Raw genomic sequence first — 26,258 nt, forward strand, 5'->3', positions numbered from 1 at the left:
TTTAGGCTCCATACTGTTTTATCAGTGAACGAATGTAGTCTTTAGCTAATCGCTCACAATTTTCGAATTGATCTTGGTCTGACTTACTTAATACGGCTCTTAGCCATAAACCATCGATCATGGCTGCACTTAGCTCAGCAGCTAAATTGGCATCGCTATCGCTCATTAACTGTTTGAATGAGCTTAATAAGTTACTAAATAAACGTTTACTATTTACGTTTTGTAAGCGATGCAACTGGGCGTCGTGCATTGAATGCGCCCAAAAGCTCAACCAAGTTTTGGTGTTGTTGCTTTGCTGCTGAATACGCGAAAAGTTTGCTTCAACGATAAACATTAATCGTTGCTCTGGACTAGTCTGTGGCGTTACTTGATTCAAAAGTGCTTGCTTTAAGCTGGTCAATAAATAACGCACAGTGGCTTCAATTAAGCCCTGCTTACCACCAAAATAATGACTGATAATGCCAGACGATAAGCCTGCCTTTTTACTAATGCTATTTATGGTGGTGCCTTGCAAACCAAGCTCTGCAACCGACTCTATTGTGGCGTCAATTAACTGCTGACGACGAACAGGTTCCATTCCAACTTTCGGCATAATTTTTTATTGATTGAACGTTCAATTAAAATAAAGGTTAAGGTAATGAGCATGGCAATTCAAGGTTGACAAATTGTAAACAACCGCAAAGCTACACACGTAAGTTAAGCTAACCCACTGTTCTTACGTTTATTATCAGAAATATAAAAAAGTTTTAAATTTATTCAAAATAAAGCCTAAAAAGTATGAATTTAAGCTGAAATGCGGAAAAAAGAGAAAATTTATTGCAGGCGTATTATTAATAAAAAAGCGCTTATAAAAGCGCTCATGTTAGGCTAAAAGTTAAGCTAAGCTCATTCGTGGTATTTACGAATAACCGCTATCTTGCCATCTTCTATTTCGAGCACATCCATAATGGTTTGCGTGTATTCAATTTCTTGCTGGTTTTGTGGGTGTATACCTTTAGCGTGATGGGTATAACGCAAGGCAATGGCTGAATCATTAAAAATAAAGGTATCGAGTAAGTTTGCTTGGTATTCGGTGTGCGCACCAAGGTAAAAAGTCATACCTTTACGCATCATTGCTTTGCCATCTGGCTCTCTTGCATCATCTGTTTGATAAGGCAAGTGTTGGTTTGCTACATCGTCAGTTAATAAAGCTAAAAAGGCTTCTAGCTCTTTGTTGGTGGCATTGGGTGCTTGTGTTGCAACCATGGTATTAAAGTACTGCTGTGCTAATGCTGTGAGCTCTGGGTTAACTTGCTTTGCTTGGCTGCTAAATGTGATTAACAGGCAAATAGCTAGAAAATAAAGGTGCTTCATCGTTATTCCTTGTGGTTTTAGTTATTGACTAATAATCAAACTACGAACCTAAAATAACGACAAAGCCCCGAACTATCAATATTTTAGTTTAAGCTGTTTGTGGCTTTGGGATCTCGCGTTTATCTAAATAACCGCTGTATCGTGTTGCAATTAACGCAGCTAAACTGATGATAGCGCCAATCCAAGCAGTGTCTTGCAATGAGTAGTTTTCAACGACAACACCACCTAACACTGAACCTAGCGCAATCCCGATATTAAACGCTGCAATGTTTAACCCTGATGCCACATCGACGGCATTGGGGGTGAACTTTTCGGCAAGTTTAACCACATAGACTTGCAGCCCAGGCACATTACCAAACGCAAATGTCCCCCATACAAGTATGGTCAGTACCGCAGCGACTTTAGATTGCATGGTAAAGGTCAGCAACAAGAGCACAATACTTAAAGCACTAAAGATAATAGTCAGCGCACTAATGGGGCCTTTTTTATCGGCTAACTTACCGCCATAAATATTACCAACAGCAACCGATACCCCATATACCAGCATGATTAAGCTAATAGTGGCTGATGCAAAACCAGTTTGCTGCTCTAAAATAGGCGCTAAATAGGTAAAGGCAGTAAATGTGCCGCCATAACCAAGTATGGTCATCAAGTACACGAGTAAAAGCCTAGGCTGCACCATTACTTTTAGCTGCTCACTCAAAGTCGCCGGTTTACTTTGCTTTAAGTTGCTCGGAATTAAAAACGCGCTACCAACAAGTGCAATTAAGCCCAGTAAAGACACTACTAAAAAGGTCGCTCGCCAACCAAAGTGCTGACCAATCCAAGTCCCTAATGGCACACCGGTTACTAATGCAACCGTTAAACCGGTAAACATAATCGCAATGGCACTAGCTTCTTTATCTTTACTGACAAGCCCAGTAGCGATCGTTGAACCAATTGAGAAAAACACCCCATGGGCAAGGCCTGTTAGAATCCTTGCGGTGATCAAGCTACCATAACTAGGTGCTTGCCAAGCCAGTAAATTACCAATTACAAATAGGCTCATTAAGCTAAGTAATACATGTTTTCGCTTCCAGCGTCCGGTAAGCGCGGTTAATACTGGCGCCCCCACCGCAACCCCTAATGCGTACAAACTAACAAGTAGCCCGGCACTCGGTAACGAAACCGCTAAATCATCAGCGATGGTTGGCACTAAGCCGACAATCACAAACTCAGTGGTGCCTATGGCAAACGCACTGAGAGTTAACGCAAGTAATGCTATTGGCATCACATATCCTCTGTTTAATTTTGAAAGTGCGGCTATTGTGGCTAAAATTAAATTTGCAAAAAATAGCAGTAGTGACAAAATACTTTTGTCAAAAATGAAAAGGTAAAACCATGAGCGTGATCTCCAACACCCAAGATTTAGAAGCATTTATTAGCGTGGTTGATACCGGCGGGTTCTCAAGTGCAGCCAATGCATTAGATGAGCAAGTAGCAAAAATATCACGGGCGGTAACTCGGCTCGAAAAATCCTTAAACGTTACCTTATTCAACCGCACTACAAGACGCATTGAGCTGACCGAAGAAGGTCAGTTATTTTTAGGCTATGCTAGAGAAGCACTCAGTCAGCTTGCACAAGGCGAAGAAGCCTTAAAGCTTCTGCATTGTGCGCCATCAGGAAAATTAAGAGTCGATGCCGCAAGTCCTTTTGTGTTTCACCAATTAGCACCACATTTAAAAGCCTTTAACCAAGCTTATCCTGACATAAAACTTGAGATCACCAGCCACGACAACATTATCGATTTACTTGAGCATAAAACCGATATTGCTATTCGTATTGGCGAACTTGCTGACTCAAACTTGCATGCGCGCACTTTGGGAGTTAGCAAACTACAGCTCGTTGCCAGCCCTGATTATTTAAAAGCGGCACCGCCATTAAACGAGCTAACCGATTTAGTCTCGCAACAACTTATTGGTTTTACCGATGCGCCGCATTTAAATCACTGGCCGCTAACCACGCCTTTAGACCTTAAATTTTCAATCAGTGCATCAAGTGGTGAAACTGTACGCCAGCTTTGTATTCAAGGTCATGGCATTACCTTGTTGTCGGAATTTATGATCAACGAAGATTTAAAAGCAGGCCGTTTAGTAAAAGTGCTTGAAGGCGAGGTACTGAGCCCTAATCGCCGCGAAAAAGTGCATGCGGTGTATTACCAAAACAGCGGTGTGTCATCACGAGTATTAGCGTTTTTAGACTTTATAGCACCAAGGTTAACGCTTTAGTTTTTTGCACTTTTAACAAAAGTGTTTTGTGATTAGTGGCATTAATTTCATAAATGATTTTCGTTATGCTGAAAGCATATTCGCTTTCAAGGAGCCGTAATGAACAAATTATTCGATACCGTACAACTTGCCGGTCATACATTAAAAAACCGCATTGTTATGCCACCGATGACACGCTCTCGCTCATCACAACCGGGTGATATCGCCAATGAGTTAATGTCCGACTACTATGCCCAGCGTGCGAGCGCTGGCTTAATTATCAGCGAAGGCACACAAATATCAGCCCTAGGTAAGGGTTATGCTTGGACACCGGGTATTTACACTGCCGAGCAAATTGCCGGTTGGAAGAAAGTAACCGACAAAGTTCATCAAGCTGGTGGCGTTATGTTCGCTCAGCTTTGGCATGTTGGCCGAGTATCTCACCCAAGTAACACAGGTGGCGAGCAACCAATCGCGCCATCAGCGATTGCAGCTAAAGACGTAAAAGTTTTTATTGATGAAGATGACAAACCTGACTTTGTTGCCACAGCTCAGCCACGCGCAATGAGCCATGACGACATCAAACAGGTTATAAACGAATACCGTCAAGCTGCCCGTAATGCTGCAGATGCAGGGTTTGATGGTATTGAACTTCACGCTGCCAATGGTTATTTAATTAATCAATTTATTGATTCAGAGTCGAACCAACGCACTGATGAATACGGCGGCAGTTTAGAAAACCGCTTACGCTTTTTACAACAAGTGGCACAAGCGGTATGTGATGAAATTGGCGCTGAGCGTGTTGGCGTACGCCTTGCTCCACTCACAACACTCAATGGGACGGTCGATGATAACCCGTTCGAAACCTATATTGGCGCAGCAAAAGTACTCAATGACCTTAACGTTGCTTATCTACACATTGCAGAAGCTGATTGGGATGATGCGCCTTTAATGGAGCAAAGTTTTAAGCAAGCTCTGCGTGAAAACTATGCCGGATTAATGATTTATGCAGGCAAATACACTGGCGAGAAAGCAGAGCAAGCATTAGCCGCAGGCTGGGCTGATTTAATTGGTTTTGGTCGCCCGTTTGTTGCCAACCCAGATCTGCCAGCGCGCATTGAACAAGGCATTGAACTGGCTCAGCACGATCCTGATACCTTATTTGGAGGCGGTGCTAAAGGCTACACAGACTACCCTTTAGCAACGCAGTAACGCGCTAAAAAAGGTGGCTCGTCAACCAATAGCTCAGTACAATAAAGCTGATGTTGGCGAGCGCTCTTAACCACCATGGAGCAGAGCTAAACTGGAGTTGGCTGTACTTGCTTACTAATACCAAAGCGCCCATCACAGTAAACCAAGGAGTAAAAAAGAATAGTGGTTTTAACTTCACTAAACTCACTGCTAAATCGTGCAGCGCACCACTGACAGCAAAAGTAACAACAACCGCACACCAAACCGGCATAATGTCATTGCAAGGCTTCATCACATACCGAGATAAGTAATAGCTCCAGACCGGATTCCAATATCGCCAAAATAAATAAAACGAGCTAGCACCTAGAGAACGTGTCAGCATATTGCGCAAAGAATCTTTATGGCCAAGAGGCACACCTGTGCGTTTTTTAACGTATTGAGCAAGGGTAATAGCTGCAGACACCGACTTTCTCTTTTTTACTAATGACTAATTCAGACTACTAAACAACCAACAAAAGAGAAACCCAAACAAGGCTTGAAATTGTAACGGTTTATGAAGCGTGCAGATCTAAGGCAAGTGATGAAGCTGAGCTAAGCACTCAGCTTCATTAAAATCACATCTTACTTTTTACTTTATTAGTCGCTTGACTAGTTGCGGGGTCGTCTGGCCAAAAATGTTTTGGATAACGCCCTTTCATTTCTTTTTGCACATCGCGGTAACTTGTTTGCCAAAAATTAGCTAAATCTTGAGTTAGCTGTAGTGGCCGCCTCGCTGGTGATAATAGCTCCATTAATAATGGCAGTTTACCTTGGGCCAGCAAAGGCGTGCTGGTCATGCCATACACTTCTTGCATGCGCACACTTAGCTTCGCAGGACCATCTAGCTGATAGGTCACTTTTACATTTGAACCACTTGGCACCGTTAATCGCAAGGGGAGCAATTCATTCAATAAGCTTTGCTGCTGCCAATCAAAACAGCTTTTAATTGCTTCGCTGTAATTGAACTTTTTTAATTGCTCAAGGTTTTTAATATCATCAAGATAAGGTGCAAGCCACTGGTTATCGGCAATTAATTCATCATGATTTAAAAGCGGGAATGACTCTGGTAACAGCTTACTTGCCAAACTCATTCGAATAAGTAACTGCTCACTGTCGGGCTGTTCATTAAATAACGAAAAGCCCTGCTTACTAAATAAGTTTAACCACGCTTTAGTACGCTCGCTCTTATCTAGGGGCTGCTTACTTGGCTGACTCGCTATGGTGATGGCACCCAGCTTTAGCTCATCTTGATGAATAAAACGCCCTGCTTTTTCATCGTATTCGCAGCGAGTTTGCTCAGTAAATAAATGCGAAAGCTCATCTTCAAGCTCACTTGGCATAAAGGCAACAGCAGCAAAAACACGGTTTCCCTTATGGCCGCCCATATGCGCAATGGCAATATAGTCATCGTTATGCCAAAACTCCTCACTTAAATCGGCGCCTGCACCATTGGCAAGTAAATAACCATTACCGCGCTTTTTGGCTAAACGGTCAGGAAAGGCAAGTGCCACCAGCAGCGACAAGTACTCTGTTTTAAGCTCATTAACCGGCTTGAGTTGCAAGCGCGATAGCCAATAATTTAATTGCTGCTTAAATACTGGGTGCGGTTTGCTGTGCTGACTATGCAATGCCAAATTAAGATCCGCTGGCATACTAATGCGGCTTTCAAGCAGTGCAGTTAAATACCCCGCTAATACATAAATACCAGACATGTGCTGCTCTAGTTGCTTTGCCTTAATGAGCATATGCGAGAGGCGAAGATCGGCTCCATAGCTCAGCATTTGGCTACCGAGGGCTGTTAGCTTTTCATTTTCATCAATGGCTTCGAGCATTTTCAAAAGTGCCGTTGCTTGTTTAATCTGCTGGCTACTAGGTGGGTCGAGTAAGCTAAGCTCAGCAAGTGATGCCCCCCACTGCTTTGCCTCTAATAACAACTGACTAATATCACTGGTCAAAATTTCTGGCGCATCATGGCTGTTACGGCGCTCAAAAGTTTGTTTAGAACCTAATCGATACACAACCCCCGGCTCAATTCGCCCAGCACGACCAGCGCGCTGTATGGCTGAAGAACGAGAGATGCTTTGCGTAACAAGCTCTGTAACACCGGTTTTTAAATTGAAATTGGCAGCACGGCGTTTGCCGCTATCTACCACAATGCGTATTCCTTCAATGGTCAAACTGGTTTCAGCTACATTGGTAGTTAATACCACTTTGCGTTTACCATTCTTAGTAGGCGCGATAGCAGCTTGTTGCTCGTTTTTATTTTGCTCACCATACAAGCTAAATACTTCGACGCTATCACCTAAATCATTTAAAGACTGCTGAACGCGCATGATTTCACGCTGCCCTGGCAAAAATACTAAAGCACTGCCCGTTTGCTCACTAAGCGCCTGTTTTATTACTGCAGGTATGTCATCAAGCCAGCGGCTTTCGTCTTTAAGTGGAATATACACTTCATCAATGGGGTAGCTTCGTCCTTGTGATGAAATAATCGGACAGCTGAAAAACTCACTGTAACGTTCGCCATCTAAGGTTGCCGACATCAGTAAGATTTTTAAATCATCGCGAAGTGCAGCCTGTGTTTCGAGGGCAAATGCCAAAGCCGTATCTGCGGCAATTGAGCGCTCGTGAAACTCATCAAAAATAAGTAAGTCTACATCACTAAGCTCTGGGTCATTTTGCAACATACGCGTCAGCATGCCTTCAGTGACAATTTCGAGTTTAGTTGTAGAACTTACTTTTGATTCACCACGAATGCGTAAGCCGACACTGTCACCGACTTTTTCATTTTGCTGGCTTGCCAAATACTGGGCAATATTGCGTGCGGCCAGTCGTCTTGGCTCTAACATAACAATGCGTTTAAAGTGCCCTTCGCGCATTAGGGTAAGAGGCAGCCATGTCGATTTACCCGCTCCCGGTGGCGCTTGCAATAAGGCCATTGGGTTACTCTGTAATGTGGTTAACAGGGATTGATAAATATCTTGAACTGGCAGCACGTTAGGTATCTCTTACTTTCTTTTCGCGCATTGTATCAAAAAACTAAAAATTGCGATGGCTATAGGCTTATTTTCTATCTCGGGCTTTAGAAGTGAAAACATTGCATTCTGCCAGTTTAGACTTATTCTTGATTAAACGACCAAACAAAAATCAGAATAAGGAATTAACTTGTTCAGGATTTACACCCGTATTTTAATCACCTTGCTACTTTTAGTTTTCCCGTTTCAAAAAGCATTTAGTCAGCAAAAAATTACGGTTGCACTTGGCAATACACTACCCCCTTGGGTCATGGTTGAAGACAACACAGGCATTATTCCTGACTTACTTCGTGCAACACTCGGTGTTCACGGTTATCAAATACACTTTGTCTACGTTCCCTATGCAAGGCGGATCCCTTTGTATACTGAGAACTTAGTTGATGTTGTGTCTGATATTAATGAAAAAGTTATCGAAACCCATCAAATGAGCGGTTACTTTTCAGATATTGCTTACAGCTACGAGAACTTTGCTTTTAGTCTGGCCAAGCAAAACCTGCAGCTTAGTTCAATTGCACAATTAAAACACTTTAGTGTTCTTTCATGGCAAGGTGCAAAAGAATTACTCTCACCAGAATATCAAGCAATGGCCAGAGAAAACCCACAATACGCAGAAACCTATGATCAGCTTGCACAAGTACAGCTTTTGTATCGAGAGCGCTACGAAGTGATCCAGATGGACGGTAAAATTTTTGATTATTATCGAGCGTTAATTAATATCAATGATGAAATTGATGTCTCTAAACCTGTGCAACGATTTGCGTTATTTGGCAAAAACCCCAGTGGCTTTTTATTTCGAGACGAAGCCTTAAGAGACCTGTTTAACGAGAACTTGCGTAAACTAAAATCAACTGAAGAATACACGCGGATAATCAATCGCTATACATCTAAGAGCCACTAATTTAGATAAAATTGAAGGTAGCCGTAAAGAGCTGGTTGGTAAACTTCAGCAAAAATACGGTAAATCTAAGGAAGAAGCTGAGCGTGAAGTCAGCGACTTTGAAAAAAGCCATTAATTTGAGCAATCAATAAAGCCGCTAATTGCGGCTTTATTTATCAAGCAGGCTCATGCTTTGCTAAATCGACTTCAGCAACCGTTTGATTTTTACCTTGCGATTTAGCGCGGTAAAGCCGTTTATCAGCAATGTTCAAACAATGATCCATGCTCTCATCAGCAACGCGCACGTACAAGCCAATACTTAAGGTGACATTAAAACGATGCTGGCCGCTCGTAAATGGCTTTTCAGCAAGCTTCTTATGGATTTTTTCAGCGACTTTTCTGGCTCTAAGCTCATACCCTGTTGGGATCACAATTAAAAACTCTTCGCCGCCCCAACGGGAAATAACATCGTCTTCTGTGCACACGTTTTTAAATACATCAGCAAAAAATATCAGCACCTCATCGCCCACTTGATGACCGTAGGTATCGTTGATTTGCTTAAAGTTATCAACATCCATCAGCAAGAACACAGCCCCTTCGCCAAAGCGCTTATCTTGCAAGCATTCAGTTGTGTAGCGACGGTTAGCGAGTTCTGTCATTGCGTCAGTGCGAGCAAGCTTTTGATTAAGCTTAAGTTGCTCCATTAACTGCAAACTGTATTTGTTGCGGTAATATTCGTAGAAGCCAGCCAAAATACATAAAATCGAGAAACACAGCATGACACGTGTAGGAAAGTAATGACTCGGATAACTGTAATAACCAAATTGATCGGTAAAATAGAAAAGCACCGAGATAATAATGGCAAGCAAGATAAGATCGAACGCTCCGCGCTTTAAGCCACGAATAAAAAAGGTCACAGGAGATACGATAAACAGCCATAACGGCCCAGTGCCATTGCTCCCCCCAGAGACAATTAAAAAACACATCATCGAATAGAGGGCGTACAGCATAAGTACTGCGATGGTTTCGTCACGATTTTTAATAACGAAAGGTGAGGCAAACACAAAGCCGCCAATAATCAATAAATAGCTAAGGGCATGGTAACCATCTTGATAGCTGGTGATCGCCATTAAAAACGAGGTAATCGAGCCAATAAATGCAAAAACACGTAAAAATCGTGCTTTATCTTTGTCACTTGCATTCACTGTATCAATCACAATTTCACCTTAGATTTCTTGATCAATCTCAATAACTTTAACACAAATATTTAAAATAGAAGGAATTTGCCAGTATTAAAACAATTAAAAAGAAAAAAGTATGATAAAAAATGAGCATAAAAAACGAGCCATTGGGGGCTCGTTTTTAATTTAAACAAAAGTTAATAACTAAAGGTTATTATTCTGGTTCATAGCCCAAATTAGGCGACAACCAACGCTCAGCTTCTGCAAGAGTCATGTTGGTGCGCTTAGCGTAATCTTCAACCTGATCTTTTTGAATTTGCGCCACAGCGTAGTACTTAGCTTCAGGGTGAGAGAAATACCAACCAGAAACCGCCGCACCCGGCCACATTGCATATGAACTGGTTAGCTTCATGCCGATACGTTGCTCGGTATCAAGTAACTGCCAGATTTTCTTCTTCTCTGTATGTTCAGGACAAGCAGGATAACCTGGCGCTGGGCGAATACCTTGGTAGTTTTCACGAATAAGTTCATCGTTCGATAGATTTTCATCTACCGCATAGCCCCAATACTCTTTACGCACTTGCTCATGCAAATATTCAGCAAATGCCTCAGCCAAACGGTCTGCTACGGCTTTAACCATGATCTTATTATAATCATCTTGCTTAGCATCGAAGGCATCGGAAAGGTCGTCTTCTTCAAGACCACCAGTAACCGCAAAAGCACCAAAGTAATCAGGAGTGCCTTTTGGCGCAATATAATCAGCTAAACAGTAGTTAGCAAAGTCGGTTTTTTCCGTTTGCTGACGTAAATGACAGGATGTAGTTAAAAGCGTTGTACGCGACTCATCGGTGTAAATCTCAATGTCATCTCCTACTCGGTTTGCAGGGAATAAACCAATGACACCTAAAGGTTGCAGCGCACCTGATTGCTCAAGCTCATCAAGCATTGCGTTGGCATCAGCGAATAAGCTTTTAGCCTGTTCACCTACAATTTCATCTTCAAGAATACGTGGGTACTTACCAGCGATTGACCACGTCATGAAATAAGGTGTCCAGTCGATGTACTGTCTTAACGTCGCAATCGAAACATCTTTAAACTCAGTCACACCCAGCTTTTTCGGCACAGGTGGCGTGTAGTTATCCCAATCGAGTTTTACTGCGTTGTCGCGAGCACGCTGTAAAGTAACGGGTTTTGAGCGTGGCTTTTTACGTGCTTGTTGTTCACGTACTTTTTCATACTCAGCCTTGGTTTTCTCTAAAAATGCCGGCTTTAACTCTTTCGACAATAAATTAGAAACCACACCCACAGCGCGGCTGGCGTTATTGACGTAAACCACACCTTTATCATACTGAGGCTCAATTTTAACCGCAGTATGCGCTTTAGAGGTTGTTGCACCACCAATCAGTAACGGTAATTCAAAACCACGACGGGTCATTTCTTTCGCAACATGCACCATTTCATCAAGTGATGGGGTAATCAGCCCTGATAAACCAATAATGTCAGCTTTTTCGTCAATGGCGGTTTGCAAAATTTTCTCTGCTGGCACCATCACACCAAGGTCGATAACCTCGTAGTTATTACATTGCAGTACCACGCCTACAATATTCTTACCAATGTCGTGTACGTCGCCCTTAACGGTTGCCATAACCACTTTACCATTGGTTGCGCCCTCTTCTTTTTCAGCTTCAATGAAAGGGTCAAGATAGGCAACGGCGCGCTTCATCACACGAGCTGACTTAACAACCTGAGGTAAGAACATTTTACCCGCACCGAATAAGTCACCTACTACGTTCATGCCGTCCATAAGCGGGCCTTCGATCACTTCGATAGGCTTAGCTTTGCTCTTGCGGCACTCTTCGGTATCTTCGTCGATGTACTCGGTAATGCCTTTTACTAACGCATGTTCAAGGCGCTTTTCAACAGGCCAAGTACGCCACTCTAAATCTTCTACTTTCTCTGCTTGCGCCATACCTGAGTATTTTGGTGCAAGTTCAACAAGTCGCTCACCAGCACCTGGGTCGGTATTGAGGATCACATCTTCTACAGCTTTACGCAGCTCTTCAGGGATATCGTCGTAAACCGCTAATTGACCCGCATTAACAATGCCCATGTCCATACCCGCTTTAATCGCGTGGTATAAAAACACAGAGTGAATAGCTTCACGAACTGGGTTATTACCACGGAACGAGAACGACACATTCGATACACCGCCCGACACTTTACAGTGCGGTAAGCCTTGCTTAATTCGACGCGTACCTTCGATAAACTCAACAGCGTAGTTATCGTGCTCTTCAATGCCCGTTGCGACGGCAAAAATGTTCGGGTCAAAAATAATGTCTTCTGGCGGAAAGCCAATATCATCAACGAGTATTTTGTAACTACGCTGACAAATCTCGAACTTACGATCAGCAGTTTCAGCTTGCCCGGTTTCATCAAACGCCATTACAACCGCAGCAGCACCAAAGCGTTTAATTAACTTAGCTTGGCGGATGAACGGCTCTTCACCTTCTTTAAGTGAAATTGAGTTAACAATGGCCTTACCTTGAATACACTTTAAGCCTGCTTCAATCACGTCCCATTTAGATGAGTCGACCATGATAGGTACTTTTGAGATATCAGGCTCTGAGGCAATTAAGTTTAAAAACTTTACCATCGCCGCTTTCGAGTCCAACATGGCTTCATCCATGTTGATATCAATTACTTGCGCGCCATTTTCTACTTGTTCACGGGCAACATCGAGAGCGGTCTCGTAATCTTCTTCCATGATCAAGCGCTTAAACTTAGCCGAGCCTGTTACATTGGTACGCTCACCGACGTTAGTAAATACAGCAATTTGGTCAGTCATGTCGGTTTCCTAGTTTAAGTTACACGCTTCAAGGCCCGATAAGCGCATACGCACTTCAAGCTCAGGTAATTGGCGAGGTTTAACACCTTCAAGGCCTTTCGCAAACGCCTTAATATGAGCCGGTGTGGTGCCACAACAACCACCTACAATATTGATAAAGCCAGACTTGCCCCAATCAATAATTTCTTGGGCCATTTCAGGAGCTTCTAAATCATATTCGCCAAACTCGTTCGGTAAACCTGCATTTGGATGCACCGAGGTAAAGGTTTCACAAACGCGCGATAACTCTTCAACATACTGGCGCAGTAAGTCAGGGCCAAGGGCGCAGTTAAGGCCGATTGATAGCGGTTTAATATGGCGAATTGAGTTATAAAATGCTTCTGTGGTTTGCCCTGATAAAGTTCGGCCAGAGGCATCGGTAATGGTGCCTGAGATCATCACAGGTAAACTACGACCAGCTAGTTCGAATGCTTCTTCCACAGCAAACGAAGCCGCTTTTGCATTAAGGGTATCAAAGATGGTTTCTATTAAAATAAGGTCAGCACCACCTTCCATTAATGCCAGTGTTGACTCAACATACGCAGCCACCAGCTTATCAAAGTTGATATTACGATAACCTGGGTCATTTACATCTGGTGAAATAGAACAGGTTTTTGACGTTGGCCCAAGCACACCGGCTACATAACGCGGTTTGCTAGGATCTTTTGCTTCAAGTTCATCACACACGCTGCGTGCAAGCTTCGCTGACTCGAGGTTGATTTCGCGGCTAAGGCTCGCCATATCGTAATCTTCCATCGAAATAGTCGTGGCATTAAAGGTATTCGTTTCGATGATATCAGCACCGGCTTCTAAGTAAGCACGGTGAATATCAGCAATGATTTTTGGCTGAGTTAGGCTTAATAAATCGTTATTGCCTTTAATAAGTACATGCCAATCTTTAAAGCGCTCACCGCGATAATCCTGTTCTTCTAACTTATATTCTTGGATCATGGTGCCCATCGCGCCATCGAGGATTAAAATTCGCTGTTTTAGCGCCTCGGTTAATTGTTCGCGTTTATTCACTGCATTACTCGGCATAGTTGTTAGTCCTTACATCTTGGCTAACTAAGTTAATATCATACGGTGTAGTTTGGTACACATAATAGTTTAACCAATTCGAAAACAATAAAAAGGCATGGCTTTGCCACGTTTTCGACGGTTCGTTGTCTGGGTTATCGTCAGGGAAGTAATTTTCTGGCTTAGGTGCATCCGCTGATTTTTCTTGGTCGCGTAAATACTCCCCTTTTAAGGTATGAGCATCGTACTCTGGATGGCCAGTAATATACACTTGGCTACCTGATTTATTTTTAATTAAGTAGGCACCTACTCGCTCTGATCCGGCTAACACCACCAGCTCTTCGCAGGCATTGATCTTATCGATATCAATATGACCATAACGAGAATGTGGCACTAAAAAGGTATCATCAAAGCCACGCGTTAGCGCTGCGTGGTCAAAATAGCTTTTATGGGTAAATACGCCACTGAGTTTGTTTGGTTTCAGATCACGTTTAAGGCCATAGTGATGATAAAGCCCAGCATGGGCCGCCCAACACGAAAACAGCGTAGACGTCACATGCTGCTCCGCCCAATCTAAAATAACTTTTAGTTCGTCCCAGTAAGCAACTTCGTCATATTCTAAATGAGCAAGCGGCGCGCCCGTTATGATCATGGCATCGTAGTTATTATCTTTCACTTCTGAAAAATAACGATAAAACGTATCCATGTGCTGCTCAGAGTTACTACTGGTGCGATGGGTATCTAAGCGCAACAGCTCAACATTAACTTGCAGCGGTGAGTTTGCTAACAAGCGAATAAACTGCACTTCGGTTTCAACTTTGTTTGGCATTAAGTTTAAGATGGCCAAACGCATTGGGCGGATTTCTTGCGTTTTAGCACGACTTTTTGGCATTACAAACACGTTTTCTTGACGTAACTTTGCAATGGCAGGCAATTCATCTTTTACTGTAATGGGCATAGCTGGCTCCGAGCATACTTATCTGACTGCTAATTATGAACGGATAGTTAGAAATTTCAACCTCTAGATGTTTAGATGTCCAAATGAATTTTATTTGTTTGAAAGCAAAGCCCATAAAAGCCTGTTTCGTTGACGTATACGCGACAGAGCCTCTACAATATACGCTGTTAATTTTTCTTATAAATTGAAGGCTCCTTTCATGGTGTTACCAGATAAGTTTATATTCTCGATGAGTCGAGTTTCTAAGGTTGTGCCACCTAAGCGCACTATCTTAAAAGATATTTCTTTACACTTTTTCCCAGGCGCAAAAATTGGTGTGCTAGGTCTAAACGGTGCAGGTAAATCAACGTTACTTCGCATTATGGCTGGTGTTGACCAAGACTTTGAAGGTGAAGCTCGCCCTCAACCAGGCACTAAAATCGGTTACTTACCGCAAGAACCTGTACTAGACGAAAGCAAAACAGTTCGCGAAACAGTAGAAGAAGCAGTAAGCGAAGTTAAAAACGCACTAAACCGCCTTGATGAAGTATACAACGAGTATGCAATGGACGGTGCTGACTTTGATGCACTTGCGAAAGAGCAAGGCGAACTTGAAGCTATCATCCAAGCACACGATGGTCACAATATTGACAACGTGTTAGAGCGTGCAGCTGATGCATTACGCCTTCCACCTTGGGATGCAAAAATTGAACACCTTTCGGGTGGTGAGCGTCGCCGTGTTGCGATCTGTCGTTTACTACTTGAAAAACCAGATATGCTTATTCTTGACGAACCAACCAACCACTTAGACGCTGAGTCAGTTGCTTGGTTAGAGCGCTTCTTACACGACTACGAAGGTACCGTGGTTGCTGTAACCCACGACCGTTACTTCTTAGATAACGTAGCAGGTTGGATTTTAGAGCTTGACCGTGGTGAAGGTATTCCTTGGGAAGGTAACTACTCATCGTGGCTTGAGCAAAAAGATTTACGTTTACAACAAGAACAGAAATCTGAAAAAGCACGTCAAAAATCAATCGCACAAGAACTTGAATGGGTACGTTCAAACCCGAAAGGCCGTCAAGCTAAGTCTAAAGCACGTATGGCACAGTTCTCTGAGCTTCAGCAAAACGATTATCAAAAGCGTAACGAAACAAATGAACTATTCATTCCACCGGGTCCACGCTTAGGTGACCAAGTTATCGAAGTGAAAGGCCTGAAGAAGAGCTTTGGCGACCGTGTATTAATCGATGACTTAAACTTTGCAATGCCGAAAGGCGCTATCGTAGGTATTATCGGCGCCAATGGTGCGGGTAAATCAACGCTATTCAAAATGTTAAGTGGTGAAGAAACGCCTGATAGCGGTGAGATCATTGTTGGTGACACAGTTGAGCTTGCAACGGTTGATCAGTTCCGTGGCGACATGGACGAAAGCAACACTGTTTTCCAAGAAATCTCTAACGGCCAAGACGTATTAAAAATTGGTAACTTTGAATTCCCAAGCCGTGCCTATGTTGGCCGCTTTAACTTCAAAGGTAACGACCAACAAAAATTCGTTAAAGACCTATCAGGTGGTGAGCGCAACCGTTTACACCTAGCTAAGTTACTAAAAGCAGGTGGCAACGTATTACTACTGGATGAGCCAACCAATGACCTAGACGTTGAAACACTACGTGCACTGGAGAACGCTATTTTAGAGTTCCCTGGCTGTGTAATGTGTATCTCGCATGACCGTTGGTTCCTTGACCGTATTGCTACACATATTCTTGATTACCGTGACGAAGGCCAAATTAACTTCTTCGATGGTAACTACACAGAATACGAAGAGTGGTTGAAGAAAACCTTAGGCGCCGAAGCAGCACAACCTAAGCGTATCAAATACAAAAAAATTGGCTAATTAGCTGATACTCAAAAAGCCCCTACTTAGGGGCTTTTTTGTTGCAGTAAGCTTTACTATCACTCACTCCATTATGATCTATACTTATTAGATCACTAAAGTTGGAGATACAGCTATGAATGAACGCAGAGAGTTTTCGCGGGTATTATTTTCTTGCCCTGCGATACTTCGCATTGAAGGTAACGACTATCACTGTCAGTTACTTGATCTATCTTTGCAAGGTGCGCTTATTACTAAAAGTGATTCATTTTTAGTGCCTATTCATAGTAAAGCTGACTTAATCTTTACCCTGCCAGAGTCATCAATCGAGATTAAAATGCAAGTGGAGCTATGCCATGTTGAGCATCAGCATGCAGGCCTTCGCTGCGAACATATCGATATTGATAGTATTACTCACTTAAAACGGTTGATTGAGCTCAATCTGGGTGATGAAGCATTATTACATCGCGAATTAGCTCATTTAATTCACGCACCAGAGTAAACTTTTGTCGGTAGATTCGTTATGCTGTAGCAAATTCAGCTATTCAATGAGCTATGCAGTTAAATCCCCACTTACCCTTGGTGTATCACCCAAATTACTCGTTTAGTTTCGATCCTAACCATCGCTTTGTGATGAGTAAGTTTGCTTATTTATATGAGCATGTACAAAACCTTGGATTAATAAATGACAACCTAACTCAACCGATGCTTGGCAGCCCTGAGCCCCTTGAATTAGTGCACTGCGAAAACTATATCCACGACCTTTGGCACAACCGCTTAGATGAAAAAGCGATGCGCCGTATTGGCTTACCTTGGTCAAAAGAGCTGATGGCACGTACCTTTACTGCGCCTCTAGGCACCTTACAAACAGCACGTTTAGCACTTAAACATGGCATTGCTTGTCACTTAGCGGGTGGCACTCACCATGCCCATACTGATTTTGGCTCAGGCTATTGCATGGTAAACGACCTCGCTTTTACCAGCGAAACTCTGATAAAAAGTGGTGAAGTAACCAATATACTGATTTTTGATTTAGATGTTCATCAAGGTGATGGTACTGCAGCAATGCTGGCGCATCAGCCCTATGCTTATACCTGCTCTATTCACTGTGAAAAGAATTTTCCGTTTCGAAAGTCAGCCAGCGATTTAGACATAGGTTTAGCTCCGAATGTCGCTGATAGTGAATACCTAAGCGTTGTTGACGATACGCTGAGTTATTTATTAAACACCCTAAACCCAGATTTAGTGCTTTATGATGCAGGTGTAGATGTATGGCAGCAAGATGGTTTAGGGAAACTCGATATAAGCTGGCAAGGGATAGCGCAACGCGACTATTTAGTACTCAAGCGTTGTCTTGAGCACAATGTACCTGTCGCAACAGTAATTGGTGGTGGTTATGATAAAGACCATCGCCGTTTAGCGGCTCGTCATGGCATTGTGGTAGAGCAAGCTGCTCGATTTTAAAAAACGAAAAAGAAAAAAGGCCCGGTGGAGAAAAAACCGGGCCTTTGCTACTGTAACATTGGGATATGTTAGCAACTTTTTTCTAAGTTAAAACAAGTAGCTGTGGAGCTACCGAATGGTAATCTAAAGCCATCGCTATGCTCAAAACCGTGATGTTTACAATTGAAAAAGCAAACACTTGGCGCGCCCAGCCGCTTACGTCAATATTGCGACGATAGCCACGAAGCGCCATTAGCAACCACCAAAAACTCGTTGTACAGGCTACAGCCATAAAGGCTAAACCTGTATAACCACTAATGGTTAATAACATCACAACCAACGCATACACGGCGATATATAAAACAATGTGATGCTTTGCCTTCTCGATCCCCTGCGCTACTGGTAACACAGGAATTCTGGCCGCTTGGTAGTCGTTATAACGAAAGATTGCAATTGCATATGAATGAGGCATTTGCCAGAGACTAAACATAACCAATAAAATCACAGCACCAGCATCAAACTGCCCAGTTACGGCACAATAACCCACTACAGGTGGTACTGCGCCAGATAAACTTCCTACAAAGGTGCCGTACACAGAACGACGTTTCATATATAAGCTGTACACACCGACGTAGATGACGTAACCAAAAGTAGCAAATAAGAGTGCCACTACGTTGGTATACACAGCTAATAACCCGAAACCAATAACACCAAGCACTATGCCATGTGCCATAGCCGCCTTTGCTGACATTTCGCCAGTCACTGTGACGCGTTTGCGAGTGCGCGCCATAGCAACATCAATATCACGATCAATTACGTTATTGATCGCGCATCCTGATGCCACTACTAAAGATAACCCTAGTAAGGTTGCGATCATTAACCATGGGTCAATATCACCGCGAGAGGCTAGCAAGAATCCCCCCGCGACAGAGATCAAATTGCCCATGATAATGCCAGGTTTAGTGACATTTAAATAACGTCGAAACACTTCCTCGACTCCTCTAATTTTCAGCACAAACGCAATATTACGAAAGAAACTAGTTAGTAACAGACTGTGAGAACTGGAGACACAACCTCAGACTAACCAGCTCCTCTCGTAAATCTTTTACCAATTACCAAGTAATTGTTATTAGTACATCATCATGGCGTTCGATTCGTAGATGATCCACACCGACAAACCAACCACCATTACAATGATTAAAGCACTAAAGATAAACGACAATGAACTTGCCTTGCCGTCTTCAGTTTTGAAGTTTAGGTGTAAGAAATATTTCAAATGCACCCAAATTTGCACAATCGCCATGCTCACGATGCACCATGCAGTGGTCGTTTTAGAAAACGAACCACTCATCACTGCCCAAAATGGAATAGCCGTTAAAACCACTGACAATACAAAACCAATTAAATAGTCTTTAACGCTGCCATGTGATTGTTCATTTTGTGCATGAACTTCTAAGTTATTCATTACATGTGATTCACTGTGGCTCATTACATTGCTCCCATTAAATAAACAACGGTAAATACACAGATCCACACCACATCTAAGAAGTGCCAGAATAGGCTTAAACAACTTAGGCGTGTCACTGTTTGTGGGTTTAAACCACGGCGCACAACTTCAATCATCAGGACAGTCATCCAAATAAGACCGGCTGTTACGTGAAGACCGTGTAAGCCCACTAAAGAGAAGAACGATGTTAAAAAGGCACTTTGCTGAGGGCCATTACCATGCGCAATTAGGTGATGGAATTCGTACACTTCCATACCAATAAACACTGCACCAAAGGCAAAGGTAACCAGCAACCAAGTTAATGTAGCCGCCTTTTTCTGCCCGTGAGCAGAAATCATCGCAAAACCAAAAGTGATACTACTGAGTAGTAGAGCTGCAGTTTCAACCGCAACAAAATCAAGTTCAAAAATGTCTTTACCCGACACTCCGCCAGCAGTGTTCATGAACAATACTGCGTAGGTTGCAAAGAATGATGCAAACAACAGGCAGTCGGTCATAAGGTATAGCCAGAAACCAAATACGGTGTTACCACCTGTATCGTGGTGCTCATGGTCATGTGCATCGACATGACCGTGTGCGCCGTTTAAGGTGTCGAGTCCTGCAGAAATGGTACTCATGCATTCACCTCCTTCGTAGCGGCTGTATTGTGAGCCGTTTCTAGTTCAACAATTTCATCTGGTTGCACGTAGTAATCAACATCGCTGGTATAACAACGCTTGATGAACACCACGATAGCACCCAGTAAACCAAAGGCTGCAAGCCACCAAATGTGCCAGATCATGGCAAAACAGAAGGTTGTTAAAGCTGCGCTCATTAATACACCTGCCGATGTATTTTTTGGCATATGAATTGGGCTATAAGAGGCTTCTTGCTTGTAAGCTAAGCCTTTCTCTTTCATGTCTGTCCACGCATCAATGTCATCAACATGAGGGATTTTCGCAAAGTTGTAGTACTGCGGAGGTGAAGCCGATGCCCACTCAAGAGTATGACCATTCCACGGATCGCCCGTTGTATCATCAAGTTGCTCGCGGTTTTTGAAGCTCACTACAAGTTGCACAACTTGGAACAAGATACCGAACATAATGATCACCGCACCGCCAGCTGCAATGTATAACCAAATGTTCCAATCAGGGTTGTTTGTGTGGTTTAAGCGACGTGTCATACCTAAGAAACCAAGTACGTATAACGGCATAAATGCCACGAAGAAACCAATTAACCAGCACCAGAAAGATCGTCTGCCCCAGCTCTCGTCAAGTTTGAAGCCCATTGCTTTAGGGAACCAAAACGCAAAACCAGCTAAATAACCAAATACCGCACCGCCAATGATGGTGTTATGGAAGTGAGCGATTAAGAATAAGCTGTTATGTAATACGTAGTCAGCACCAGGAATAGCAAGTAACACGCCGGTCATACCACCGATAGTGAACGTCACCATAAAACCTAAAGTCCAAAGGACAGGCACAGTAATACGTAAACGACCACGATACATAGTGAATAACCAGTTAAACAACTTAACCCCGGTCGGTACCGCGATAACCATGGTCATTACACCAAAGAAGGCATTAACGTTAGCGCTTGAGCCCATAGTAAAGAAGTGGTGAAGCCAAACGATGAAACCTAAAATTGAAATTGCACCACTTGCGTAAACCATCGACTTATAACCAAACAGGCGTTTACCAGCAAACGTTGAGATAACTTCTGAGAAAATACCAAACGCAGGTAAGATCAGAATGTAAACTTCAGGGTGACCCCATGCCCAGAATAAGTTGATGTACATCATCGCGTTACCACCTAATTCATTCGTGAAGAAGTGGAAATCGAGATAACGATCAAGCGTTAACATAGCCAGTACAGCAGTTAAAATTGGGAACGATGCTGCAATTAAGATATTTGCCCACGTACATGCCCAAGTAAAAATAGGCATTTTCATTAATGTCATGCCTGGTGCACGCATTTTAAATACAGTCGCTAAGAAGTTTACCGATGTTAATAAGGTACCCAAGCCGGATATCTGCAAGGCCCATATATAATAGTCGACCCCGACACCTGGACTGAATGACAACTCTGACAACGGTGGATATGCCACCCAACCCGTTTTCGCAAACTCACCAAAGAATAATGAGATATTAATTAGGATTGCGCCGCCAGCAGTTAACCAAAAGCTAAGGTTATTTAAGAATGGGAATGCAACATCACGGGCACCAATTTGTAGCGGTAAGATGATGTTCATTAAACCAATCATAAACGGCATCGCCATAAAGATGATCATGATCACCCCGTGTGCCGTAAAGATTTGGTCATAGTGCTCTGGTGGTAAGTAACCACTTGCACCGCCGGTAGCCATTGCTAATTGCAGTCGCATCATAATGGCATCCGCGAAACCACGGAAAAGCATGATAAGCGCAAGAATGATGTACATGACACCTAAACGCTTATGGTCAATTGAGGTGATCCAGTCGTGCCAAATCACGCCCCACTTTTTATATTTTGTTACTAAGCCTGCCACTAACAGACCTAAGACAGCAACAACCGTCATGGTAACCATGATAATTGGTTCATGAAACGGGATTGCGTCTAATGTTAATTTACCTAACAACGACATGATTATTCCTCGTCCTCGCTGTGCTTCTTATGAGCTGAGTGCTCTGGCATAGCGTGTTGCATTGCACCGTGAGAGCCATGCGCTTGCATATATTTCATTACGATTGAATGGAACATATCTTTATCTACGCTGGCATAGTATTTAACTGGGTCGTACTCACTTGGTTTTGCAAGTTCAACATAGCTTTGCTTAGTCAATGCAGAACCGGTATTTTTTACTTTGTTTACCCAAGCATCGAAATCAGCTTCTGTGGCTGTTGCAATGGCATCGAACTTCATACCAGTGAAACCTGCACCACTGTAGTTAGCAGAAAAGCCTTTAAAAGTACCCGGCTCATCAGCGATTAAGTGAAGCTTTGTTTCCATACCGGCCATTGAGTAAATTTGGCTACCAAGCTGTGGAATGAAAAACGAGTTCATGGTGCTTTCTGAGGTGATCTTGTACTGCACTGGCACTTTGGCAGGAAAAACAAGCTCATTCACTGTGGCGATGCCTTGCTCTGGATAAATGAATAGCCATTTCCAGTTCAAAGAAACAACCTCAACAGTAAGGTGCTTACCTTTACCCTCAAGTGGTTTATATGGGTCAAGTTGTTGCGTTGACTGCCACGTGATCACACCTAAAATCGCAACGATGATGATAGGAATGGTCCAAACTACAGCTTCAATCTTATTAGAGTGCGCCCACTTTGGAGCGTAAATTTCTTGATCTCGTCCATCACGGTATTTCCATGCAAAATAAATTGTCATGGCAATAACTGGAATTACGACAATCAGCATTAACACCGTAGCTACGATAATTAAATACTTCTCGTCGACACCAATTTGACCTTTTGGATCGAGTACCCCGCCTTTACAGCCAGACAAAGCCAGCACTAAAGACGCTAGAGCAATATTACAAAGGTTTCGAATTGACAAAGGAATATCCTACAACCTAAAAGTTAACACTTGTCGAAATAAGAACACGACGCTTTTCTGCAACAGATGCTACAGATATCCCTCGGCTGAATAACGAGCACGACAAAAAGGCACGCTAAAAAGAGAGGGATTTTAGGTTGGCTGACTGAAATTTGGGCGTAAAAAGCCCACTAGGTGCTTAGTAAAGACAACTTAGTAAACGACTAAAATGGCTGAACTTAAGCAACAAAGCTTATTTACAGACAACCACTTACACGAGGAGGAGCACGACAGCCATGAGCGCTGTGTACTACTAAAGACTTTATCGTTTCACGCGCAGCGAAGGCCGCTTTACGTAAAATGACACCTGCACGACGCGCAGGGAAGAAATGGAAGACCAACCAGCATAAACCAATAAGTAATTGGCAAGACACCACAGGGTAAGCTAAAAAACTCAACACATTAAGCAACGGTGTTTCGTATAAAGCACCTTCGCTTAATAAGTTTCTTAGCCCTTGAGCATCTTCTAATGTACCGTTGATTAGCATCGCTGAATTAATCAGCAACAAGGCTAAAACTGACATTAGCTCTTTACCAGCAAAAAGCGCACGCGCAGCCAATTGCAATCTAGCTAAGCTAGACTGTTTGACACCTTGTGACTGATTAATTGCTCGCAAAACTCACGCCTTTTTATCGCTTTTACTGCATTAGAGGTAAGTGGCTTACCCTATATTTTAATGCGGTAACATGATCTTCATCAATAAAGTTTCAGTAATTACTGAAATTTCGATGTGGAGTATAACAAAGTCAACAGACGGTACAAGTAGAATTTAACAGCACACGGTTAAGTATTATTTAGCCATTTGATAACAAACTGTAAAAAAAATCAAATCATTAAAGCTAAGTAATTAAAAGTAATACTGTATTTTATATAGCGAAAAGCAATGAAGAAAAAGAAAATAGCATAAAAATAGCGATTTAAAGCATACTTAGTCAGTAGCAATCGAAGCTTTATTACTGAACAAGGATTAGCCAAACCATTAAAAATATAATATTCTAAAGAATACCAAAATAAAGAATAAAAGAGATAATTATGCGTCAATATGCACTTGCCACAGCCCTTTTAGTATTAAGTAACACGACATTTGCAAGTACGATTGAAGACACAGCTGTAGCAGGCTTAGATAAACCTGCGATTTACTACGCCGATATAGAGCCCCACCTACAAAACGCAGCAAAACACCCAAGCGTTACACTAAAACAAATCGGCACCTCTTTCCAAGGACAGGCACTTAACTCTCTTAAAATCGGCACAGGCCCAATCAAAGTGATGATGTGGAGCCAAATGCACGGCGACGAAAACACAGCTACTGCCGCACTAATGGATTTTTTAAGCTTTATAACTGCCGATGAAAACGCACAATGGCTAGAAAAATGGCAACAGAAAATAACCCTTCTCATTATCCCTATGGTGAACCCGGATGGCGCTGCTGTTCAAACCCGCCATAATGCACAAGGTATTGATTTAAATCGTGATGCAAAAGCTCTTCTCACAAAAGAAGGGCAAATACTCATGGCTGCGGCAGATGCATTCAAACCTGACTTTGGCTTTAACTTACATGATCAGAATGCCTATTACGGTGCTGGTAAAATGGGAAAACAAGCCACCATTTCAGTGCTAGCACCCGCCTATAATGAAGCAAGAGAAATAAATAAAAGTCGTGGTGAGGCTATGCAGTTTATTGCCCACTTAGCCAAAACGGTTGAAACCATGATCCCAGGGCACTTGGGGAAGTACAACGACAGTTACTCTTACCGTAGTTTTGGTGATACTTTTTCAGAAAAAGGTATCCGAACTATATTAATTGAATCAGGTGCTTACCCAAACGACCCAAACCGACAAATAGCCCGTAAAGTTAACCGTGTTTTATATAAAAAGACCATTGATTCAATAACTTCACAGGAATGGAAAAGCGCTAAAATGGCCCAGTACCACGCTATTCCATTTAATGCTAAAGACAATTGGGTAGACTTACTAATAGACGATGTAACAGTAAAGAGTGAACTTGGTGATTACCAGATAGATATTGCAATAAACAACAAAGGACAGTCACCCATTATTAAAGAGTTGGGGGATATAAGCAGTATCCGCCAAGGTTACACCAGTTTAGATGCAAGCAGCCTGAACTTTAAGGTAGGTAACAGCTTTGTTTTAAATGAGTCGTTAACGCTTACCGTAAATAAATATAAAGAGCTTTTAATACAAGGATATAGTTGCTTTTCTGGCGATATTAATATGCTAGAAAACGCCACAAATTGGCCAGTTTACGCATGCAAAAGTGTATTTACATCAATACCTTCACTTCATGCACCTGCCGCCTTTTTCTTACAAGCAAATGGCAAAAATAAGTACGCAGTTTTAGGGGCCAAGCTAATTAATTTGGATTAAACACGATTTAAAAGGACAAGTTAGCTGCAAGAGTTTGCAAAAAATAAAAGTCGAGAGAAATTTAAGATTAACTAGCAAGTAATAACTTACAGCTTGCTAGGTTACTTCGTCGCTTACGAGCAGTTTTAATGCAATAACTTTCAATAGCACCCACTCGACCTGCAGCTCCACGAAATAAGTTTTCAAATTGAGTTGTTAGTGTTAACCATTTTTCCGGTTCGAAATTCAGCCTTTCAAGAATAGGAGGTAAATGATGTTCTATAAATCCGGGCTTATTAGTACAAATACAACGCCCTGTTTGCTCCACTAGTAACAGGTATGACTTTAACTCAAAAGGTATTCCCTTTGATTTATACTTACTCATACCACCAATAAAACGAGCTAGTACCTTAGGTTGCTTTGACTCCTTCGCACTCTGGAATCGCTTTTTAAAACTGGTATAGTCCGATTGCTCCGGCGTGCTCGCAGCTTTAGCACGAACAGGGTTTAAATCAACATAGGCCATACATGCTAAAAGCGCCGACTCATCAAGTAATGCTTGGCTTTTAAAGCGCCCTTCCCAAAAGTGACCCGTACACTCGTCTTCTTTATTTGCACGCCTGGCAATATATTCATTAAGCATTCGCATAAACCAACTAATGCTAGAAAGGCGTGCCCTGTACTCTGTAACCTCTTTCTTTAAGAAGACTTGTTGGCCGTCACTTAAAGGCTGACCATGAAGGAACTT

The 26,258-nt window shown here is 42.5% G+C and carries 23 protein-coding genes and 1 pseudogene; 8 read left to right on the top strand and 16 right to left on the bottom strand.

The genetic code is table 11. The features are described 5' to 3' along the window. Position 1: 1 nt before the first annotated feature. The 3 genes from betI to HUS62_RS13890 all read right to left on the bottom strand — a co-directional run bounded on the left by betI (position 2) and on the right by HUS62_RS13890 (position 2,623). Positions 2–592, bottom strand: a complete 591-nt coding sequence (betI, locus tag HUS62_RS13880) for a transcriptional regulator BetI (protein WP_055020667.1) — start codon at positions 590–592, stop codon at positions 2–4. A gap of 293 nt (positions 593–885) precedes the next feature. Further along, positions 886–1,353: a nuclear transport factor 2 family protein gene (locus tag HUS62_RS13885; RefSeq protein ID WP_175079999.1), complete on the bottom strand. Its 468-nt coding sequence runs from the start codon at positions 1,351–1,353 to the stop codon at positions 886–888. An 88-nt stretch (positions 1,354–1,441) separates the two neighbouring features. Then, a complete protein-coding gene (locus tag HUS62_RS13890) occupies positions 1,442–2,623 on the bottom strand; it encodes an MFS transporter (protein WP_175080000.1) in 1,182 nt (393 codons plus the stop codon). A gap of 110 nt (positions 2,624–2,733) precedes the next feature. Between HUS62_RS13890 and HUS62_RS13895 the strand changes: the two genes are divergently transcribed. Together HUS62_RS13895 and HUS62_RS13900 are read left to right on the top strand one after the other, a co-directional pair. Then, positions 2,734–3,621, top strand: a complete 888-nt coding sequence (locus tag HUS62_RS13895; RefSeq protein ID WP_175080001.1) for a LysR substrate-binding domain-containing protein — start codon at positions 2,734–2,736, stop codon at positions 3,619–3,621. A gap of 99 nt (positions 3,622–3,720) precedes the next feature. Next, a complete protein-coding gene (locus HUS62_RS13900) occupies positions 3,721–4,812 on the top strand; it encodes an alkene reductase (protein WP_175080002.1) in 1,092 nt (363 codons plus the stop codon). Between the two features lie 4 nt (positions 4,813–4,816). Here HUS62_RS13900 and HUS62_RS13905 read toward each other — a convergent pair whose 3' ends face one another. Together HUS62_RS13905 and hrpB are read right to left on the bottom strand one after the other, a co-directional pair. After that, entirely contained in the window at positions 4,817–5,254 is a 438-nt protein-coding gene (locus tag HUS62_RS13905; protein WP_175080003.1) for an acyltransferase, read from the bottom strand. 151 nt (positions 5,255–5,405) lie between these two features. After that, positions 5,406–7,826, bottom strand: a complete 2,421-nt coding sequence (gene hrpB / locus HUS62_RS13910) for an ATP-dependent helicase HrpB (protein WP_175080004.1) — start codon at positions 7,824–7,826, stop codon at positions 5,406–5,408. Positions 7,827–7,995: 169 nt separating this feature from the next. On the opposite strand from hrpB, the gene HUS62_RS13915 reads away from it, so the two are divergent. Beyond that, on the top strand, positions 7,996–8,763 hold the full coding sequence (locus tag HUS62_RS13915; protein ID WP_252949113.1) for an ABC transporter substrate-binding protein: 768 nt from the start codon (positions 7,996–7,998) through the stop codon (positions 8,761–8,763). Continuing rightward, positions 8,762–8,878 (top strand): annotated as a pseudogene (locus HUS62_RS23135) (CsbD family protein); the annotation flags it as partial. The gene HUS62_RS13915 and the pseudogene HUS62_RS23135, both read left to right, overlap by 2 nt. Before the next feature lie 40 nt (positions 8,879–8,918). On the opposite strand, the gene HUS62_RS23380 reads toward HUS62_RS23135, so the two are convergent. The 4 genes from HUS62_RS23380 to metA all read right to left on the bottom strand — a co-directional run bounded on the left by HUS62_RS23380 (position 8,919) and on the right by metA (position 14,782). After that, entirely contained in the window at positions 8,919–9,959 is a 1,041-nt protein-coding gene (locus tag HUS62_RS23380; protein WP_175080005.1) for a GGDEF domain-containing protein, read from the bottom strand. A 178-nt stretch (positions 9,960–10,137) separates the two neighbouring features. Next, on the bottom strand, positions 10,138–12,768 hold the full coding sequence (gene metH, locus HUS62_RS13925) for a methionine synthase (protein ID WP_220095032.1): 2,631 nt from the start codon (positions 12,766–12,768) through the stop codon (positions 10,138–10,140). A gap of 9 nt (positions 12,769–12,777) precedes the next feature. Further along, a complete protein-coding gene (locus tag HUS62_RS22905) occupies positions 12,778–13,845 on the bottom strand; it encodes a homocysteine S-methyltransferase family protein (protein ID WP_220095033.1) in 1,068 nt (355 codons plus the stop codon). After that, positions 13,835–14,782: a homoserine O-succinyltransferase gene (gene metA, locus HUS62_RS13930; RefSeq protein ID WP_062566720.1), complete on the bottom strand. Its 948-nt coding sequence runs from the start codon at positions 14,780–14,782 to the stop codon at positions 13,835–13,837. The genes HUS62_RS22905 and metA overlap by 11 nt, the downstream gene beginning before the upstream one ends. A gap of 199 nt (positions 14,783–14,981) precedes the next feature. On the opposite strand from metA, the gene ettA reads away from it, so the two are divergent. From ettA to HUS62_RS13945, 3 genes are all read left to right on the top strand, one after another. Next, positions 14,982–16,655, top strand: a complete 1,674-nt coding sequence (gene ettA / locus HUS62_RS13935; RefSeq protein ID WP_054562291.1) for an energy-dependent translational throttle protein EttA — start codon at positions 14,982–14,984, stop codon at positions 16,653–16,655. Positions 16,656–16,770: 115 nt separating this feature from the next. Beyond that, positions 16,771–17,136 carry a PilZ domain-containing protein gene (locus tag HUS62_RS13940; protein WP_175080006.1) on the top strand — a complete coding sequence of 122 codons (366 nt, stop codon included), beginning with the start codon at positions 16,771–16,773 and terminating at the stop codon, positions 17,134–17,136. A gap of 53 nt (positions 17,137–17,189) precedes the next feature. Next, positions 17,190–18,098: a histone deacetylase gene (locus tag HUS62_RS13945; protein ID WP_175080007.1), complete on the top strand. Its 909-nt coding sequence runs from the start codon at positions 17,190–17,192 to the stop codon at positions 18,096–18,098. Between the two features lie 82 nt (positions 18,099–18,180). On the opposite strand, the gene cyoE is transcribed toward HUS62_RS13945, so the two are convergent. The 6 genes from cyoE to HUS62_RS13975 form a co-directional block, all read right to left on the bottom strand. After that, positions 18,181–19,065 (bottom strand): heme o synthase, encoded by an 885-nt coding sequence (gene cyoE / locus HUS62_RS13950; RefSeq protein WP_054554292.1) that lies wholly within the window; start codon positions 19,063–19,065, stop codon positions 18,181–18,183. Between the two features lie 141 nt (positions 19,066–19,206). After that, positions 19,207–19,566 (bottom strand): cytochrome o ubiquinol oxidase subunit IV, encoded by a 360-nt coding sequence (cyoD, locus tag HUS62_RS13955; RefSeq protein WP_175080008.1) that lies wholly within the window; start codon positions 19,564–19,566, stop codon positions 19,207–19,209. Continuing rightward, a complete protein-coding gene (gene cyoC / locus HUS62_RS13960) occupies positions 19,566–20,201 on the bottom strand; it encodes a cytochrome o ubiquinol oxidase subunit III (protein WP_054562296.1) in 636 nt (211 codons plus the stop codon). The genes cyoD and cyoC overlap by 1 nt, the downstream gene beginning before the upstream one ends. Further along, entirely contained in the window at positions 20,198–22,186 is a 1,989-nt protein-coding gene (gene cyoB, locus HUS62_RS13965) for a cytochrome o ubiquinol oxidase subunit I (RefSeq protein WP_054554289.1), read from the bottom strand. Before cyoB ends, cyoC begins: the two co-directional genes overlap by 4 nt. 2 nt (positions 22,187–22,188) lie before the next feature. Then, positions 22,189–23,103, bottom strand: a complete 915-nt coding sequence (gene cyoA / locus HUS62_RS13970) for a ubiquinol oxidase subunit II (protein ID WP_175080009.1) — start codon at positions 23,101–23,103, stop codon at positions 22,189–22,191. Positions 23,104–23,339: 236 nt separating this feature from the next. Next, the gene (locus HUS62_RS13975; RefSeq protein ID WP_175080010.1) at positions 23,340–23,759 is read right to left on the bottom strand and encodes a hypothetical protein; all 420 of its coding nucleotides are present in this window, start codon (positions 23,757–23,759) and stop codon (positions 23,340–23,342) included. 416 nt (positions 23,760–24,175) lie between these two features. Between HUS62_RS13975 and HUS62_RS13980 the strand changes: the two genes are divergently transcribed. Then, positions 24,176–25,531: a M14 metallopeptidase family protein gene (locus HUS62_RS13980; RefSeq protein ID WP_175080011.1), complete on the top strand. Its 1,356-nt coding sequence runs from the start codon at positions 24,176–24,178 to the stop codon at positions 25,529–25,531. A gap of 67 nt (positions 25,532–25,598) precedes the next feature. Here HUS62_RS13980 and HUS62_RS13985 read toward each other — a convergent pair. Next, positions 25,599–26,258: transposase (locus HUS62_RS13985; RefSeq protein WP_175080012.1), on the bottom strand; the 660-nt coding region annotated here is incomplete at its 5' end.

This window comes from Pseudoalteromonas sp. 0303 (genome assembly GCF_013349995.1).
Lineage (GTDB): Bacteria > Pseudomonadota > Gammaproteobacteria > Enterobacterales > Alteromonadaceae > Pseudoalteromonas.